Source organism: Candidatus Polarisedimenticolia bacterium (genome assembly GCA_035764505.1).
In the GTDB taxonomy this organism is placed as follows: domain Bacteria; phylum Acidobacteriota; class Polarisedimenticolia; order Gp22-AA2; family AA152; genus AA152.
Window position 1 is genome coordinate 26,645 of record DASTZC010000112.1, and the last position, 15,854, is coordinate 42,498.

At 64.5% G+C, this 15,854-nt stretch carries 10 protein-coding genes; 4 read left to right on the forward strand and 6 right to left on the reverse strand.

What is annotated here, in order from left to right; translation table 11 throughout:
- Positions 1-12: 12 nt before the first annotated feature.
- On the reverse strand, positions 13-1,575 hold the full coding sequence (locus tag VFW45_07725) for a GWxTD domain-containing protein (protein HEU5180666.1): 1,563 nt from the start codon (positions 1,573-1,575) through the stop codon (positions 13-15).
- Positions 1,576-1,645: 70 nt separating this feature from the next.
- Between VFW45_07725 and pyrE the strand changes: the two genes are divergently transcribed.
- Both pyrE and VFW45_07735 read left to right on the forward strand, forming a co-directional pair.
- On the forward strand, positions 1,646-2,185 hold the full coding sequence (pyrE, locus tag VFW45_07730) for an orotate phosphoribosyltransferase (protein ID HEU5180667.1): 540 nt from the start codon (positions 1,646-1,648) through the stop codon (positions 2,183-2,185).
- Between the two features lie 204 nt (positions 2,186-2,389).
- Complete coding sequence (locus tag VFW45_07735) at positions 2,390-3,550, forward strand: hypothetical protein (GenBank protein ID HEU5180668.1); 1,161 nt, start codon at positions 2,390-2,392, stop codon at positions 3,548-3,550.
- Between the two features lie 229 nt (positions 3,551-3,779).
- Here VFW45_07735 and VFW45_07740 read toward each other — a convergent pair whose 3' ends face one another.
- The 4 genes from VFW45_07740 to VFW45_07755 all read right to left on the reverse strand — a co-directional run bounded on the left by VFW45_07740 (position 3,780) and on the right by VFW45_07755 (position 6,308).
- A complete protein-coding gene (locus tag VFW45_07740; protein ID HEU5180669.1) occupies positions 3,780-4,409 on the reverse strand; it encodes a DUF4382 domain-containing protein in 630 nt (209 codons plus the stop codon).
- Between the two features lie 280 nt (positions 4,410-4,689).
- Positions 4,690-5,337 (reverse strand): DUF1648 domain-containing protein, encoded by a 648-nt coding sequence (locus tag VFW45_07745; protein HEU5180670.1) that lies wholly within the window; start codon positions 5,335-5,337, stop codon positions 4,690-4,692.
- Between the two features lie 4 nt (positions 5,338-5,341).
- Entirely contained in the window at positions 5,342-5,626 is a 285-nt protein-coding gene (locus VFW45_07750; protein HEU5180671.1) for an autorepressor SdpR family transcription factor, read from the reverse strand.
- Positions 5,627-5,819: 193 nt separating this feature from the next.
- Positions 5,820-6,308, reverse strand: coding sequence for a VOC family protein (locus tag VFW45_07755; GenBank protein HEU5180672.1), 489 nt, complete (start codon positions 6,306-6,308; stop codon positions 5,820-5,822).
- A 361-nt stretch (positions 6,309-6,669) separates the two neighbouring features.
- On the opposite strand from VFW45_07755, the gene VFW45_07760 reads away from it, so the two are divergent.
- Positions 6,670-9,297, forward strand: a complete 2,628-nt coding sequence (locus tag VFW45_07760; protein ID HEU5180673.1) for a VCBS repeat-containing protein — start codon at positions 6,670-6,672, stop codon at positions 9,295-9,297.
- A 213-nt stretch (positions 9,298-9,510) separates the two neighbouring features.
- Here VFW45_07760 and VFW45_07765 read toward each other — a convergent pair whose 3' ends face one another.
- Positions 9,511-12,957 (reverse strand): proprotein convertase P-domain-containing protein, encoded by a 3,447-nt coding sequence (locus VFW45_07765; protein ID HEU5180674.1) that lies wholly within the window; start codon positions 12,955-12,957, stop codon positions 9,511-9,513.
- A gap of 595 nt (positions 12,958-13,552) precedes the next feature.
- Here VFW45_07765 and VFW45_07770 point away from each other — a divergent pair.
- The coding region (locus VFW45_07770) for a hypothetical protein (protein ID HEU5180675.1) at positions 13,553-15,854 on the forward strand (2,302 nt) is incomplete at its 3' end.

Below are 15,854 nucleotides of genomic sequence, written 5' to 3' on the forward strand. Positions count from 1 at the left end.
GATGGGTGGCGATCACTGCACGACGTTGAACAGAACTTCCTGGGAGGCTTTGATCCCCTGGTTCCGGTCGGTCACCGTGATGCGCAGCTTGTACGGTCCCACCGGGAAGCGATCGAGGGGGAGAGAGTAGGCCTGCACGAGGGACGGCGAGGGACCGACATGGATGTTGCCCAGCGGCACGTCCCCCGAAGGCCGGATGGCGAAGTAGTCGTAATCGACATCCAGGCTCGCGGCCCCGGCGTCGTCTTTGCGGGCGTTGTAGACCTGGTAATAGAGGTTCAACGAGCCCGACTTCTTGAAGTCCTCGACGCCGGATTGCACGATCTCGAGAGCGCCGAAGCGGAAGGGGGAGAACTTCGCGGCGCTCTCCGCCGGCTCCCGCGAGACGGGTGAAAGCTTCTGCGCCAAGGTGACGCTGCTGAGGGCCAGCTTGTCCTGCGCCGAGAGATCCGGCACGACGATCTGCTCCCGGAACGTCCCCACTTTTGCCGCCACGTTGTCGCGCGCTCCGTAGACCGCCAGATAACGCCCCGGCTTCAACGGCACCAGCGCCTGGAACAGCAGGTAGTCATCCAGCCCGGCATCGGCGTTCAGGGGAGCGGCGGCGAAGACGTCGTCGTCGGAGATGGCCACCTGGTTTTCCGGATGGTCCTGATCGACGAATTTCCCGAACGGGTCGACGTCGGGCTGCTCCTTGGCGCCCACCTTCTGGTATTGCACCGAGGTCGTCCGGATCGCCAGGGTCACCGCAACCAGCGTCTGCTGCTGGTTCGGGGTCCGGAAGAAGGAGTAGCGGCTCCGGATCGGGAAGACCTCGAAGCTGGTCTTCGCCGTCACCACGTCGTGCAGGATCGCGGCATCCTTGGGCGGGAGCTGCTGCATGCGCCCGTAGATGAACTGGGTCTCGAACTCGCCCTGCGAGAAGGGAACTCCCTGCCCCAGGAGGAGCGGGTCCTTCCCGGCGACCATCAGGTAGTTGTTCTCCGGATCGGTGGCCTTCGGCCCCATCAGGCGGATGCCGTGCGCCACGTCCGAGTCCCAGGTCGGCCTGCTGCTGAGGACGTACTCACCCGTCGGGTCCTGCGCGAAGGCGATGACCGTGTTCGGCGCCAGGTCGGGGAAGGGGGGATTGCGGTAGATCCACATGACCGTGCCGCGATGGCTGCGGGCGACCCGATCGCGCACCATCTCGTCGGGAGGGCCGATGAGCATGTAGATCTTTCCCATGTCGGTCTTCCATCCCGGCATGGCAGTTTCCCCGTAAAGGCGAATGGCATCGAGGGCGCGGTTGCGGTAGCGCTCCTTGAACTCGTTGTAATCGGTCTCCGGCGTCGGGTCGCGACGCCTCCAGAAGATGTCGATGAACTCCTTCCTCTGATCCTCGGTCTTCAGTGTCTTGAAGGCCTTGTCCTCGTCCTTGCTGATGATGTAGCGCACCGGACCTTCCCGCCAGTCAGGCGTCGGCTTGTCGACGTTGATCTCGTAGTCCTTGCCCCGGAGGGCGCCGGGGAAGGAAAGGGCGGCGAGCAGGAAACCCAGGAAGAGGGTCGATTCGAGGGTCGTTTTCCGGGACATAGAATGGAAAAAGTATAACACCCGAAAAGGGTTGTGACCGCCCGCGGGCATCCGCTATAGTACGCCCGCCATGACACCCCGCCAGCGCCTGAGGGACCTGATCGCGGAGAAGTGCGTCCTGCGGGGCGATTTCGTCCTCGCCTCCGGCGCCCGCTCCACCGTCTACTTCGACTGCAAGCGGGCCACCCTCCATCCCGAGGGAGTGTCGCTCATCGGAGAGCTCCTCTGGGAAGCGATCGGGGCGCTCGACGTCGAGGTGGCGGCGGTTGGAGGGCCGACGATCGGGGCCGATCCAATCGTCGGGCACCTCACGGCCCTGTCCCACATGAAGGGCAAGCCGATCGCCGCCTTCCTGGTCCGCAAGGAGGCGAAATCGCACGGCACCCGCCGCGCCATCGAGAACCCTCCTCCCGCCGGCAGCCGCGTGGTCATCTTCGAGGATGTGGTCACCAGCGGCGGATCGACATTGGACGCCATCCGCGCCGTCGAGGAGGCGGGCCTCAAAGTCGCCGCTGTTTTCTGCCTGGTGGACCGCGAGCAGGGGGGAGCCGCCGCCCTGGCCGCCTACGACTACCGCCCCCTCTTCAAGAAGTCCGAGTTCGGCCTGTAGTGTCGCGTATCAGGAATCGAGTTACATTCGGCCGTCGATCCGTCCCACCTCGCTGCGTTGCGTCTCGCTCGCGTACCGCTTTGGGTACGCGGCACTTCGTCGTGGAGCGGCCATAGGCCGCGGCGCCTTGCGATCCGGGTGGCTCGACGCCTCGGTGTTAACTCGATTTCTGATACGCAACACAAGCAGCTTGGGTAACGGCGCATGAGATCCCTTTCTACGTGGATGGGCATCGGATGCTGTCTGGCGGCCTTCTTCCTGTCGGGCGCGCGGCTCGAAGCGGAGGAAGAACCTGCCTCCGCCGCGAAGGAATCCAAGTTCCGCGATCCCGAAGACGGCTGGCTGGATGTCAGCGGCTTTCTCGACCGGCCTTATGGCTTCTTTCCGCTCCTGGTCCCGATCACCGAGCCGGCGGTCGGCTACGGGGCCGCGGGCGGACTGGCCTTCATCAAGAAGAATCCGGCGGACGACCAGCCGGGCCTGGGACGTCCCAACGTCACGATGGTCGGCGGGCTCGCCACGCAGAACGATACCTGGTCCCTGCTCGCCGGCGACTTGCGCCGCTGGCACAAGGACCGGTTCGAGACTTTCGTCGGCCTCATGAAAGGCTCCATCAATCTCGATTTCTACGGCATCGGCGAGGACGATGCCCTGCGGGACGATCCGCTTTCCTACAACCTCGCCCCCGTCGGCGGGCTGGTGCGGGGCAAGTACCGGCTGGGCAATTCGCGCGTATGGGCGGGCATGACCTACGTCCTTGCCGACATGGGAGTCGAGTTCCGGGAGGCGGGCGGAGGATTACCCGACCTCGAGAATGTCTCCCGCATCGGCGGAATCACTCCGGCCGTCACCTTCGATTCGCGCGACAACCTCTTCACCCCCAACAAGGGCACCTTCTTCGAAGGCAGCGCGAGCCTGTACGACGATTCCCTGGGGAGTGATGCCGATTTCCAGCGTGTCGGCCTGATCCTGATCCACCAGTGGTCGCTGCGGTCCGACCTGACGCTGGGAGTGCGTGGCCGCGGAGTGTTCTCCTTCGGCGACACCCCGTTCTACATGCGCCCCTTCATCACACTGCGCGGCGCGGCGGTGCTGCGCTATCAGGGAGAGGAGGTGGCGGATGTCGAGGCGGAGGCGCGCTGGCAGTTCTGGAAGCGCTTCAGCCTGATCGGCTTCGCGGGCTCGGGCGCCACCTGGAATGATTTCGAGAGCTTCGACAACACCCTTACGGTGGTTACCGGCGGGACCGGCTTCCGCTACGAAATCGCCCGCCGCTACGGGCTGCACGCCGGGCTTGACGTCGCTTTCGGGCCGGACAATCCGGCGATCTACGTCATCTTTGGCAGCGCCTGGCTGAGGCCGTAGCTCGGCCGCCGATCCATCCCGCCTCGCTGCGTTGCGTCTCGCTTGCGTAGCCGCATGGATACGCGGCGCTTCGTCGTGGAGCGGCCATGGGCCGCGGCGCCTTGCGATCCGGGCGGCTCCGCGGCCTGGTGTCAACTGGATACACGATGCACCGTCGCGCCCTGGTCTTCGCAAAAGAAAAAAGCCGCCGGAGAGGCTCCGGCGGCTTTCCAGTGGTTGCCCTAGGGGATCAGTCGTCCTCTCCGTGTGTATCGCAGTCGAAGTTGGGGAAGAAGTGGAAATCCCCGTCCACGTCGTCGAAGGCGTGATCCGGATTGAAGCGCAGCTCGATGACCGTGGTCTGCCCGTCGACGACTTCGAAAGTCTGCACCGGGATGATCTTCGTCCAGCCGCCGCCCGGAGGCGTCAGGTCGATCTTCGCACCGTCGGTGAACACGAACTGCACATGCGTGATCACCACGACAAACTGATCGTACATGCCTGCCGGCAGCGTGCCGGCGGGCAGGCTCACCTCGTGGCCGTTGATGACCGGAATCAGATCCACCGTCTGCGGCAGGGTGGTCGACAGATTGACCAGGTCGCCGTTCAGGTTGCGGGCCAGCAGGCTCGAGAAGGTGACGTTGGCCTGGGACAGCCGCGACAGCATGCCGCCGTCATCGTCGCCCCAGCTGCTCCCGCCCGCAGCCACGGCATCCGTCGTGGCGCCCGACACGACGCCCGTGGTGGCCGGTGCCGACGTGAGCATGACTCGCACGTTACCGGTGCGCGAATTCGACTCTCCGTGGTTGGAGGAGCAGGCGGCGACCGTCAACGCCAGGCTCAGGATGAGAAAGGTCCGGATCCAGCGGCTCGAGATCATCTAAGGGCCTCCTTGGCTGCGCGATGCTTGTGCGCGCTCCGACTCGTTGGAAGATCCCCTGCTTTCGGGCATCGAGGGATCGAGGGAGCTGGACGGCGGGAAGCGGCGCTCGGAGAGGGTCGAGTACGATGCGGTATCGCGCGAGCTGACCGGGGGCCTGCGGAAACCGGGGCGCACTTCGGGTCGGCGAAGCTCCAAAATCCACGTCAATTGCAGAGAATTCCAGGAGAGGCTACTCCAGCCCCCGGATCCTGTCAAGAAAAGGTCGCTTGCAAAACACTCAGGCGCCTTGCTTTTCCAGCTTCTTGCTCAGCCAGAACGAATAGAAGACCGGAATGCAGAGGGCGGCCGCAAAGGCGGCGAGGCACCAGACCGGCGACACGCCGGCGGCGATGGCCGCCGCGCCGAGGAGGCCGACCCCCATGAAGATCCGTCCGCCCAGCCGGTGCGTGCCGATCCAGACGGCGTCGCTCGCCAGGGCCCACGGGGTGCGGATGCCGATCCAGAAGTTGCGGCGGGTCTTGCCCAGGAGATTGCCCACCCAGGCGAGGAACAGGAAGATGCCACCGATCATCCAGCGTGCGTAGGATCGCTCCGGATGCAGCGCCGCCGCCAGCACGATCGCATGCATGTAGGCGAACAGCACCGCCAGGATGACCATGAGGTAGTTGAAGGAAGGACGGAAAGCGCCGACCTTGAAGTGGTCCGGCGACAGCCAGTCTCCGAGCAGCATGAAGAGCAGGGGAAGCGCGACCAGGCCGGGAAGGGCCAGCGAGGCGGAGGTCTTTCCCGACCAGTGATCGGGTTCTCCATGCAGGTTGAAATGCGTGGGCACCCGCTCGGGAAGCGAGGGATAGAAGATGACCGAGGCCGCAAGGGCGGCGCCCGTCACCGCCAGCACCAGGATCACCGCGGTTCTCGTGGACATGACGTTAACGCTCCTTTCTTCCGTTCTTGCGGAACATCTCGAACATCGTGGCCATCAGGTCCTCGACGACGCTCGTGTTGATCGAGTAGAGGATTTGCTGTCCCTCGCGCCGCTGCGAGATCAGGTCGGCCGCCTTGAGGACGCTGAAGTGGTGCGATACCGACGGAGCCGTCATGTCGAAAACCTCGGCAATCTGCCCCGCGCTCATCTCCGGCCGCTGATGGAGCATGCGCAGAATCTCGCGGCGGGTGGGATCGGCCAGGGCCTTGAAGACGTCGCCGTTCGGCAACGGGCACCTCTTAGATAATTAGACAACGGTCTAAATATAGACGACAGGCCCCCGCCTGTCAACCTCGCCGAGCTCTCCGCCTACCGGGGAGGCAAGATCGAGGATCTGTCTCGCGGAAGCTCCGTACTCGGAGGGTCCTTTTCCGGAGCTTCCTTTTTCGGCGGATCTTTCCTGGGTGGCTTTGACGTAGCGCTTATTTCCCCTGGGCCATCTTCTTTTCCCACTCCGCCTGCCGCTTCCGGATCTCTTCGGGAGAGGGATCTTCCTTGTGGGTGGCGATCCCCCAGTGATGCCCGAACGGATCCACGATTTTCCCGAAGCGGTCTCCCCAGAACATGTCGGTCACGGGCATCTTGACCTTGGCTCCGGCGTCGACGGCCTTCTTGAAGACGGCGTCCACGTCGTTCACGTAGAGAAAGGTCGATCCGGTGACGCAGCCCGCGGTCTGCGGCGATTTGTTCTCGGGCGCCATCTCGGGCGACTCGTCGGAGAGGAAAATCATCGAATCGCCGATCTTCATCTCGGCGTGCCCGACTCGCCCGTTCGCCATGGGCATGAGGACGGTCGTCTCGGCGCCGAAGGCCTTCTTGTAGAACTCGAGGGCGGTCTTCGTGTCCCGCAGGACCAGGTAGGCTGTGGCGGTGTGGTAACCGTCGGGGATGGGCTTCACGGGGGTGGCCATCGCGATTCCTCCTTGATTGAGTTTTTCGGCAGAAGGAACGCATTGTAGTCCACCTTTCCTCGACGTGGCCACGCGCATCCGCAGATCCGTTAGGGTCCCGCTGGCGAGAACGTTGATGGTGCTGGTCATCCCGGTCGTGGTGTTTGTCGGGAATCGCCAGCGCTGGCGCCGCCGTTCGGCATGCGGACTCCGTGGGCGACCCGGCCGCGCGTGGCCGACTCCCAGGGGTCTGCACTTTCGAGGTGCATGAGAAGCTAAGAAAATTCCTGGCGGGGATTTCGAATCGTCGTATATTTGACGTCAAAGGGATATTCCCTCGAAATCTCCAGTGTCAATACGGTCCGTCGCCGGAGGACAAGCCATGAGACTGCGCAAGCCTATCCCGACCAGACTATCGTTCCTTATCTGCAGCGCCTTGACGGCCTTGGCGTTCTCCCCGGCCCTGATCGCCGCCCCCCAGTTCCCGAACCCGGTCTACCCGGTTGGCTCGAACCCTTGGGGCATGGCGAAGGCCGACTTCGACGGCGACGGAATCGATGACCTGATCGTCTCGAACCTCGGATCGTCAGCCCCGCCGGGTGAGCTGTCCTTTCTGCGTGGACGGGTGGACGGCACCTTCGCCCCGCAGGTCAAAATCCCGCTCACGCAGGCCCCCTTGGAGGTCTATGCGGGCGACTTCAATAACGATGGAAAACCTGATCTCGCGGTGTACTACCGCTTCACGGCCGCATTCCTGCTCAACCAGGGGCTGGGAATCTTCGGTCCGGAGACTCCTCTCCCAACGATTCTGAGCGTGCGCCAGCTCGAGATGGGAGATTTCAACGGGGACGGCATCGAGGACCTCGTCGTGTACGGCGACTTTTCAGGCCAGCACTTCTTTCAGGTGCTGGTCTTCGCGGGGACCGGCTTCTACGCGGGACCCGCCGTTCCGGCCGGGACCCACAATTTCAGTCCGAGCCCTTACCTTTCCATGAAGGCCGCCGATTTCAACGGCGACGGCAGGGATGACATCGCGGTCGTCACCACCATCTACGACGGTACCAGCGACGTGATGATCTATTGCAGCGTCGGAGATGGCACTTTTTCGGCGCCTTTCATCTATACAACCCAGCGGGATGAGATCCTGTTGGTTTTCCCAGCGGAGCTCAACAACGATGGCCAAATGGATCTGGTGTTCGAATCATCCTATTTTGTTGGCGGAAGCAGCCATTTCGAGAATGTGCTGATGTACGGCCGCGGGGACGGAACCCTGGATCCAGGTCCGACCCTCTTCGTGTCCGCGGGAGCAGGCTTGCTCAATGCCATCGCGCCGGGCGATCTGAACCGGGACGGAATCCAGGACTTTGTCGCCGCGAGCGAATACGATTTCACGGTCTATCTGGGGCTGGGGGGTGGAAGCTTTGCACCGCAGCCGGTGAATTACCTTGGAAACGGCAACGCCAAGGCCTTGCTGACCGATCTCCAGGGGGACGGGCAGGCCGATCTGGTCATGCTTGGCAACAGTTCCGAGGCGGTTTTCACCATCTTGGGGAACGGGGACGGTAGCTTCGGACCTGCTCCGATCGAGGCCTTGCAGTATGCGCCCATCGGCGCCGCGGCGGTGGGAGATTTCAACGAAGACGGAAAACTGGACCTGGCCGCAGGCCGTGTCGACGCGAACCAGGTCTCGCTGCTGTTCGGAAACGGTGACGGAAGCTTCGGCTCTGAATCGAGGATTCCGGGCGGCGTGGGCGCCTTGGCCCTCGCCGCGGCCGACTTCGATTCCGACGGTCACGTGGACCTGGCGGAAGCGGTGTTGAATTGGCCCTATGTACGACCCAATCCCATTCCCCCTGGCACCCTCATTATTTCGAAAGGCAACGGAGACGGCACCTTCGCGCCGCCGGACTCCTACGCGACGGGACCCTACCCTCTCCGCATGGTGGTGTCGGACTTCAATAGCGACGGCGTGCCCGATATAGCCGTCGCGGACGTGGGAAACCTCGTTGGCGTACTTTCAGACGTCAGGGTTTATCTGGGCAGTGTGGGAGGATCCATGTCCCCCGCACTATCCAAGACGATTCCAACTTTGCCTTCGGACATGGCAGTCGGGGATTTCAATCTGGACGGGCATCCTGACCTGGTCGTCACCATTCGCAACGATCGAGCGCCCGGAACGGCCCTCATTCTCCTCGGAAACGGCGACGGCACCTTCCAGAACCCCATCACGCTGGCGACTTTTTCGCGGACCCTTAACGTGGCGGTCGCGGTATCGGACCTGAATGGCGACGGAAAACCTGACCTGGTGGTGGCCGACAGCGGGGACTCGCTGCCTCCACCGAATAATCCCGGAGCGGTGCATGTCTTCCTGGGACAGGGGGACGCGACGTTCGTTCCCGGAGTCACGTTCCTGGCAGGGTATGGGCCCTACGATGTGAGTCTCGCGGATTTCGACGGAGACTCGATCACCGACCTGTTCGTGGAAACCTCCAACGGATACGAGTCCTTCTTCCCCGGCCTGGGCAATGGGACTTTCGGCACTGAAGAACGCTACGGCCTGTTCGGGACCCCGACCATCCTGGGAAGCTTCGACTTCAACGGCGACAATCTCGAGGATTTGCTCGCCTTCTCGAGCGCGGGCCTGTTTGTCATCGAGAGGCGTGCGCCTCGCATGACGAATATCCTCGATCCCAAGGCCCGGTTCTCCGCGGCCGGTGGCAGAAGAAAGGAAATCGTGGAGTGGAGCACGGACCATGAGGGGGACCTGACCGGCTTCAACCTCGTCACCCTGACTCCGGGAGGCCACAGGGCACGAATCAATGCCCTGCCGATCGCATGCGCCGAGTGCACCACCGGAAGGGGACATTCCTATGCCGCCAGCTTGAGGGCGCCCGGAAAGGGTCGAACGATCTACATCGAAGTGCTCTACCGCGACGGTCACTCAGAGCTGTTCGGCCCGGCCGAAGGGTCCGTGCGACACAAGGGCGTGCCTTCGCTGCCGTCTCCTTGACCGCGAAGGAAGCCTGCAAACCTTCTGATCGGCGGCAATCGGGAGTCAGCCGCTCCGCAGTCACCGCAGATGAACGGGGGCAGCGGGCGACCCTGCGGATCGCCGGCACGCCAGCTGGTTCCACGGCCCACCTGGGAAGTGCATCCTTCGAAAAAGAAAAGCCCCGGCCGCGTCCGCGCGGCCGGGGCCGGGAGAAAGAGATCGGCTTCCGTTTCAGGGGGTGCGGAAGTCGATCTCCCAGGAGTTCAGCGTGCCGGTGTCGATCGCGGCGAGGTCCCGCACCTTGAGCTTCCAGGCTCCGGCAATCGCCTTGCCGGACAGTGCCGTCAAGGACTGTGCCGGAGCCGTCAGGTCGGGATAGACGGTCACGATGTTGTCGGCGCTGCCTCCGGTCCGGTTGTGCAGGAGCACCGTCGTCCCATCGGGAGCGATGAGGGAGACCTCCAGGTCGCCGATGTAGGTGTGGGTGATGTTCACGCGCACCCTCAGATCGGCGACGGTGCCGGTGGCGGCGACGTTGATAGTGCTGGTCACCCCCGTCGTGTTGTTGTCGGGAATCGCCAGGCCGGGCGACGCCGTGTAATAGCCGTTGAAGGCGACTTTCCAGGAGTTGAGCGTGCCCACGTCTACGGCGGCCAGGTCGCGCACCTTGAGGGTCCAGGCGCCGGAGGTGTTCTTGGTGTTGAAGGCGCCGAGCGACTGATTGGAGCGCGTGGTGATGTTGTAGGTGGTCACGATATTGTCGGCGCTGCCGCCGGTCCGGTTGTGGAGCAGGACCGTGGTTCCGTCGGGGCCGATGAGGGAGGTCTCCAGATCGCCGATGTAGGTGTGGGTGATGCTGGTGTAGACGCTCACGCTGGTGATCGTCATCGAGGCCGGCACGTTGATCGTGCTGGTGATCCCGGTGGCGTTGTTGTCGGGAATCGCCAGGCCCGGCGAGGCCGAGTAGGTCAGGACCTGGTTGCCGCCCCCGGTGGCCTGCACCACCAGGGTCACGGAGGTGGAATGCGACAAGGCGCCGCTCGTCCCGGTCAGCGTCAGCGTGTAGCTGGCCGCCGGAGTGCTCGCCGAGGTGTTGACCGTGAGCGTCGATGCGGCGGAGCCACCCGCGGGGGGCGTGACCGGGTTGGGCGCGAAGGACGCCGTTGCGCCGGAGGGAAGCCCGCTGACCGACAGCGTGGTGGCGGCGCTGAAGCCGTTCACGCTTGTTACCGTCGCCGTGTAGCTGGTCGACCCTCCCTGCGTCACCGTCTGCGATGCCGGCGAAGCCGAGAGGGTGAAATCAGGGTTGGGCGCGGACTGCGTCCCGTTGTAGACGAACAGGGCGAAATCCTGATCGGTGGTGTCGGCATTGCCGGGAACGCCGTCGCCGTTGATGCCGGCGGCGCGCACGGTGATGGAGAAGCTTCCAGTGGTGCCGGCGGGGAGGAACACTCCCTCGGTGTTGTTGCGCGTGTCGGCGACGCCGCCCGTCACCGAGCCGGCTCCCGAGAAGACGTTCCCGAGGTAGAGCGTTCCGTTGACGGTGACCTCGAGGTTGAGGTCGTTGACCCAGGCGTTGCCGCTGGTGGCGCCCGGGGCGTCGCTGTAGGCCAGCATCACGCGGAACGGCCTCGACGAATCGGCGATGTTGCCGGTCACCGTGAAGGTCTGTCCGGCGGAACCGAAGGTCTGCGTCTCATCGACGCGGACGGCGGCGGTCCCGTCGAAGGCGCGGCCCAGGTCGAGACGGCCGTATCCCTGGTTGTTGGAGGGAAGCGTGTCGTTGGCGCCGACCCCGGTCATGTAGGTCGGGGTCGCCATGAGGAAAGCCTTGGTCATCGCGGGCGAGGGAGTGCCCCACCCCTGGTTCGCGAACCACTGGCGGGTCAGCGCCGACGCGCCGGCGATGCCGGGCGTCGAATGGGAAGTCCCGGAAGACCAGGCGTACAGCGTCTGGCCCGTCGGCCAGTACTGGTTGCACACCCCGGAGCCGTTGTAGTTGGCGCTGCGCGAGGCGGCTCCCTGGATGTGCGTGCCGGGCGCCATCAGGTCGGGCTTCTTGCGCCCGTCGGAGGCGGGGCCGCGGCTGCTGAAGCTGATGATGTCCTTGGCATTGTCGGCGCCGGTGTTGCCGACGCCGCAGCCGTCGGTCCCGGTCATGCGGAAGTTCTCAGAGGCGCCCGCGGTCAGCACGTTTTTCCCGGTGCCGGGCGCGGAGACGGTGTTGGCGCCCGATCCGGCGTTGCCGGCGGCGAAGACGATCGCCATCTCCTGGTTTCCCGCGGTGCCCGAGACGGCGTCGCGCACCAGGATGTCGTAGCTGCGCGAGTCGGTGGTGTACAGGTTCGATCCCGTCCCGGTCAGGCCCCAGGAGTTGCTGCTGATCCTGGCCCCGTTGTTGTAGGCGTTGGCGATGATGGTCGAATAAGCCGTGGAGGTGAACCCGCCGGCATTGTTGAAGATCTTCGAGGCGCCGACCCGGGCGTAAGGAGCAATCCCCAGCCCGTACCGGTAGCCGTTCGCGTCCTCGAAGGAGCTGTTGCCCTGAGTGTCATTGTACCCGCCGATGATGGCGGCGTTGATGTTGCCGTGGCCGCCGCCGCTGTCGCCCGAGGCGTCGGTGGTGTAGTTTGAGACATAGCTGACGCGCGACGTCCCGCCGGCGTCCTTGAAGTCCTGGTGCACGTCGGTCGTCGACCCGCGGTCCAGCCCGTCGTCCGATACGTCGACCGTAAAGGAGAAATTGGAGGTGAAGCCCTTGCCGTTGACCCAGGCCAGGTAGCCGGGGGCGGAGGGCTGGGTGCCCGTGCCGTCCAGGTTGGCGGCCATGATCTGCCCCTGGCGCTCGTCGAGGAGCTCTTTCGGGAGACAGGGCTCGATCCAGAAGACGTCGGGCTGCGCCGCCAGCAGCGGGATCCTCGCCGCCGGGATGCGGACGCGCACGTCGCGCATGCCGCCCAGCGAGACGTCGTCCATGAGCTGCTTGAAGGCCTGGACCTTCAGGTCGGCCACCGAGCGCTCGACCCCGGGGTGCTCGATGAACTGCACCACCACGTCCACCTGGCGATCATCGCGCGCGATGGAGTCTTCCAGTCCCGGGGCGATGCGGTAAGCCGGATGGTAGGCGCCGGCCCACTGCAGGGAGCTTCCGGGGCGCCCAACATCCGCCGACAGGCGCTTCCAGGCGGCCGGCGAAGCGAACACGGCGAAAGCATTGCTGGGGAGATAGGCCACGACATCGAGGTCGCCCTGGCCCTTCAATCCCGCGAGCCACTCGTCCTTCGCGGGACCGACGAACTGGACCAGATAGAGCTGGCGCTCGTAGACGCCGGGACGATCGAGGCGATTGACGGGAAGATCCCTGGGCTCGCCTTCGCGCGTGTCGAAGCTCCAGCGGTTCACGCCGACGAAGTCGAAATCATCGCGGACCTGGGCCCTGCCCAGCGCTTTTTCCGACAGCGCCGGCACGGCGCGGTCGCTCACTACCAGCAGCCGGAAGCTGCCGTAATCGATCTGGCGCTGCACCGCGCCCAGTCCCGCCAGCCGATCCATCGCCGCGCGATCCTCCGCCAGCACCAGAAGCTTGTGCGCGCCGGACGGATGCACCGTTGCCGCGGGATCCACGCCGCTTCCGTCCGATGAGGCGGGTCCTCCCGATCCGATCGCGAAAGCCAGCATTGCGGAGAGTCCCGTCAATCCTGCAAGGCCGGTGAGCCACCTCCATCCGCGTCGCCTTCCCCGGCTTCCCTCCCTGCTTCCTCTATCCGGCGGGCGGTTCGATCCATCGGGACGCATTCCCCCCTCCTCGAGCAAGTGAGCCGGCGATCCAGGCACGGCCGGGATGTCCGGCTGTTGGTGTGGATGGCTTCCTTCACGACGCGTCGGTGCATGAATCAGTGATCGGAGCGATCTCCGCGGCCGGGACGTTCGCCGCGTTTTCGTATCGGGGCGCCGGAATATAGCACGCGCACCGGTGCATGCAAGAGAGTTTTCCGAGAGATTTCATCGTGTTTCCTGATGAAGCAAACCATCGAGCGCGAAAAATGGCGGGGCAGCATCCGGGATCGCTTCCGCCTCATTTCCATTTCTGAAAAAACAACCGCATCCGGTTTTTCTGTCCGTTCAATCAAGGATGTGACATCGCGATCCTGCCGCATCCCGGCGCACTCCCTCGCCCGCGCCGGGCACGCGCCGGAGCGCCGGTCACCTCAATCACTCATAGGGGGGATCCATGCGACGGAGGAGAGGGGCTCATCCAATTGTGAGCGTGGCGATGGCCTGGCTGCTCGGCGCGAGCATCGCGTCTCCGGCCCCGGTGCAGCAGGCCCGGGAGAGCAAGCCGAAGGTGAATCTGGATCGGCAGACGCGGCGTTTCGAGGTGGAGACCACTCCGGAAGGAGGGACGATCCGCAAGCGCTCCTTCAAGCAGGCCATCCCCTGGGAGGAATACCTCGAGGCGCTGGCGGCGGAGCAGGGGAACGTCGCTCCGGGAGGCCCGAGCCTGGACGAGATCATCATCGATCCCGGCGATGATCCGCCGCTCGGCGGAGGAGGCGGCGGGACGACCACGCCTCCGACGTGCAATCCCCCCGCCGACGGCGATTTCGACGCCGACGGCTTCACGGCGACCACCACCCCGCCCGACGAGCGGCCGCTGCGCCAGGGCCCCTACGTGGCCGACCGCCCCCGCGTCACGGCCGATTTCACCAGCTACATCGAGCCGGGCGTCACCGTGAAGTACAACGACCGGGTCGACTTCACCTTCGAGTCGAACCGCTTCCATGAAGAGGACATCAAGGTCACCACCACCGTGCACGACCAGACGGAGATCACCAGCAAGTTCAACACCGGCAGCGGCATCAAGCTGTCGCTGGGGTTCAAGGACAAGAAACCGTTCATCTCGCTGGGGGACGTCAACATCGTGTTCGAGACGGAGCGCAACCGAACCTTCACCTGGACGCGCGACTCCTCGCGCATCGTGGAGGACAAGTTCACCCAGATCAACAATCGGCGGGACACCGGATCGCTGACGGTGGAAGAGAACGCGGGCAAGGTGACCGGGCAGGTGACGCTGCACAATCTGTCGGATTATCCGCTCGACCTGGATGTCTCCAGCGTGGTCATCGCCGTGGTCGCCTACAGCCCCTTCACCGGGGTCAAGCATGCCATCGGCGATTTCCACTTCACCGACGTCTTCCGTCTCGGGTACGGCGCCGGCAACGACACCGACTCCCGCACCCTGGTGATGTCGGGACTCAATTCCCTCGAGATCATGAACGACATGGCCGAGGGTTGGGTCTTCGACTTCGAGCTGGCCGGGGGCTTCTCGGCGGTGGAGCGCGGCACGACCAACGACATCGCCACGCGCATCTCGCGCATCAACGGCTCGAACGCCCGCATCTCGATCGTCTATGGCGACTCGACGCCGCGCCAGTGGGGCCAGGTGGCGGTCTTCCAGCCCAACAGCGCCTGCCTCACCGCCAAGGACATGCTGATTCAGTACGTCGGCGCCGCCAACGTCGAGTTCGACCACATGCCCGACGGCACGCCGATCGTGAAGCGCATCAACCACAAGACCAACGCCTACGCCGATCAGGACTTCGATTCGCTCACGCCGGCGCAGCAGGCGGCCTATGGCCGCTGGGTGGTGGGCTTCCGCTTCGCGACCCAGCCGCTGACCCAGCTGAACCTGGAGACGACGATCCTTCTGCCGGAGGACCGCGTCTATTTCTACTACGTCACCGCCGACGATTTCCGCGATCTGGATCCTCCGCCCGACGTGAAGCCGGCCTTCCGGGTGGGCAACGACGGGAGCGCGCCGCTGGAGCAGGTGGTGATCAACGGCGTGAACACCAACGACCGGCTGCAGATCCACGCCATCGGGCAATTCAAGATCGAGGAGGCCTACTCGCAGTACGTGGGAAACGTGGTGGCCTGCAACCGCGCCATCTATGGCGCCACCTATTACGGGCATCGGGTCAAGTACGACTCCCGCAACAACAACATCACCATTCCCAATGCCGACTACTACGGCGTGCAGGTGAAATTCGGCGGCATGAACTGGATGAACATCGCCGACATCATGGCCGACCCCTCCGCCAAGGCGAAGATGCTCTCCTTCCGCGGCTACCCCTATTACGACTACCTGCTGGAGTTCCGCGCCAGCCCGGCCCTGCTGGGGAGCTACCCCACCCGCAATCTCCAGCTGCGCATGAACAAGGCGCGGCAAAGCTTCCCGCAAGTCGGGTACTCGGGCTATGACGTGGCGGGACGGAAGACCACCTGCTTCCATCCCGAGGTCGGCGGATCGTTCGTGAGCTCGGGGGATGTCGGCGTCTGGTACCAGCTGAACAACGCCGACCTCGATCTGGATGGCTACGCGGCGCTGGCGCGGACCGGCCTCGATTTCGACGATGCCAACGACCATCGCTTCCCGCTGGCCCCCGAGCACCTGGACGGGCTGGACAACGATGGGAACGGACAGGTGGACGAGAATCCGCTCATCTGCCCCGCATCGCTGCTGAGCTTCGAGAGCGGGACCTGCACGCTCGACGATCGGATGGGATGGTACGGCG

Coding starts and splice junctions, on each gene's coding strand:
- VFW45_07725 (HEU5180666.1), bottom strand. CDS start 1,575: ATGTCCCGGAAAACGACCCTCGAATCGACCCTCTTCCTGGGTTTCCTG.
- VFW45_07755 (HEU5180672.1), bottom strand. CDS start 6,308: ATGGCCACCCCCGTGAAGCCCATCCCCGACGGTTACCACACCGCCACA.
- VFW45_07760 (HEU5180673.1), top strand. CDS start 6,670: ATGAGACTGCGCAAGCCTATCCCGACCAGACTATCGTTCCTTATCTGC.
- pyrE (HEU5180667.1), top strand. CDS start 1,646: ATGACACCCCGCCAGCGCCTGAGGGACCTGATCGCGGAGAAGTGCGTC.
- VFW45_07740 (HEU5180669.1), bottom strand. CDS start 4,409: ATGATCTCGAGCCGCTGGATCCGGACCTTTCTCATCCTGAGCCTGGCG.
- VFW45_07735 (HEU5180668.1), top strand. CDS start 2,390: ATGAGATCCCTTTCTACGTGGATGGGCATCGGATGCTGTCTGGCGGCC.
- VFW45_07765 (HEU5180674.1), bottom strand. CDS start 12,957: ATGCTGGCTTTCGCGATCGGATCGGGAGGACCCGCCTCATCGGACGGA.
- VFW45_07745 (HEU5180670.1), bottom strand. CDS start 5,337: ATGTCCACGAGAACCGCGGTGATCCTGGTGCTGGCGGTGACGGGCGCC.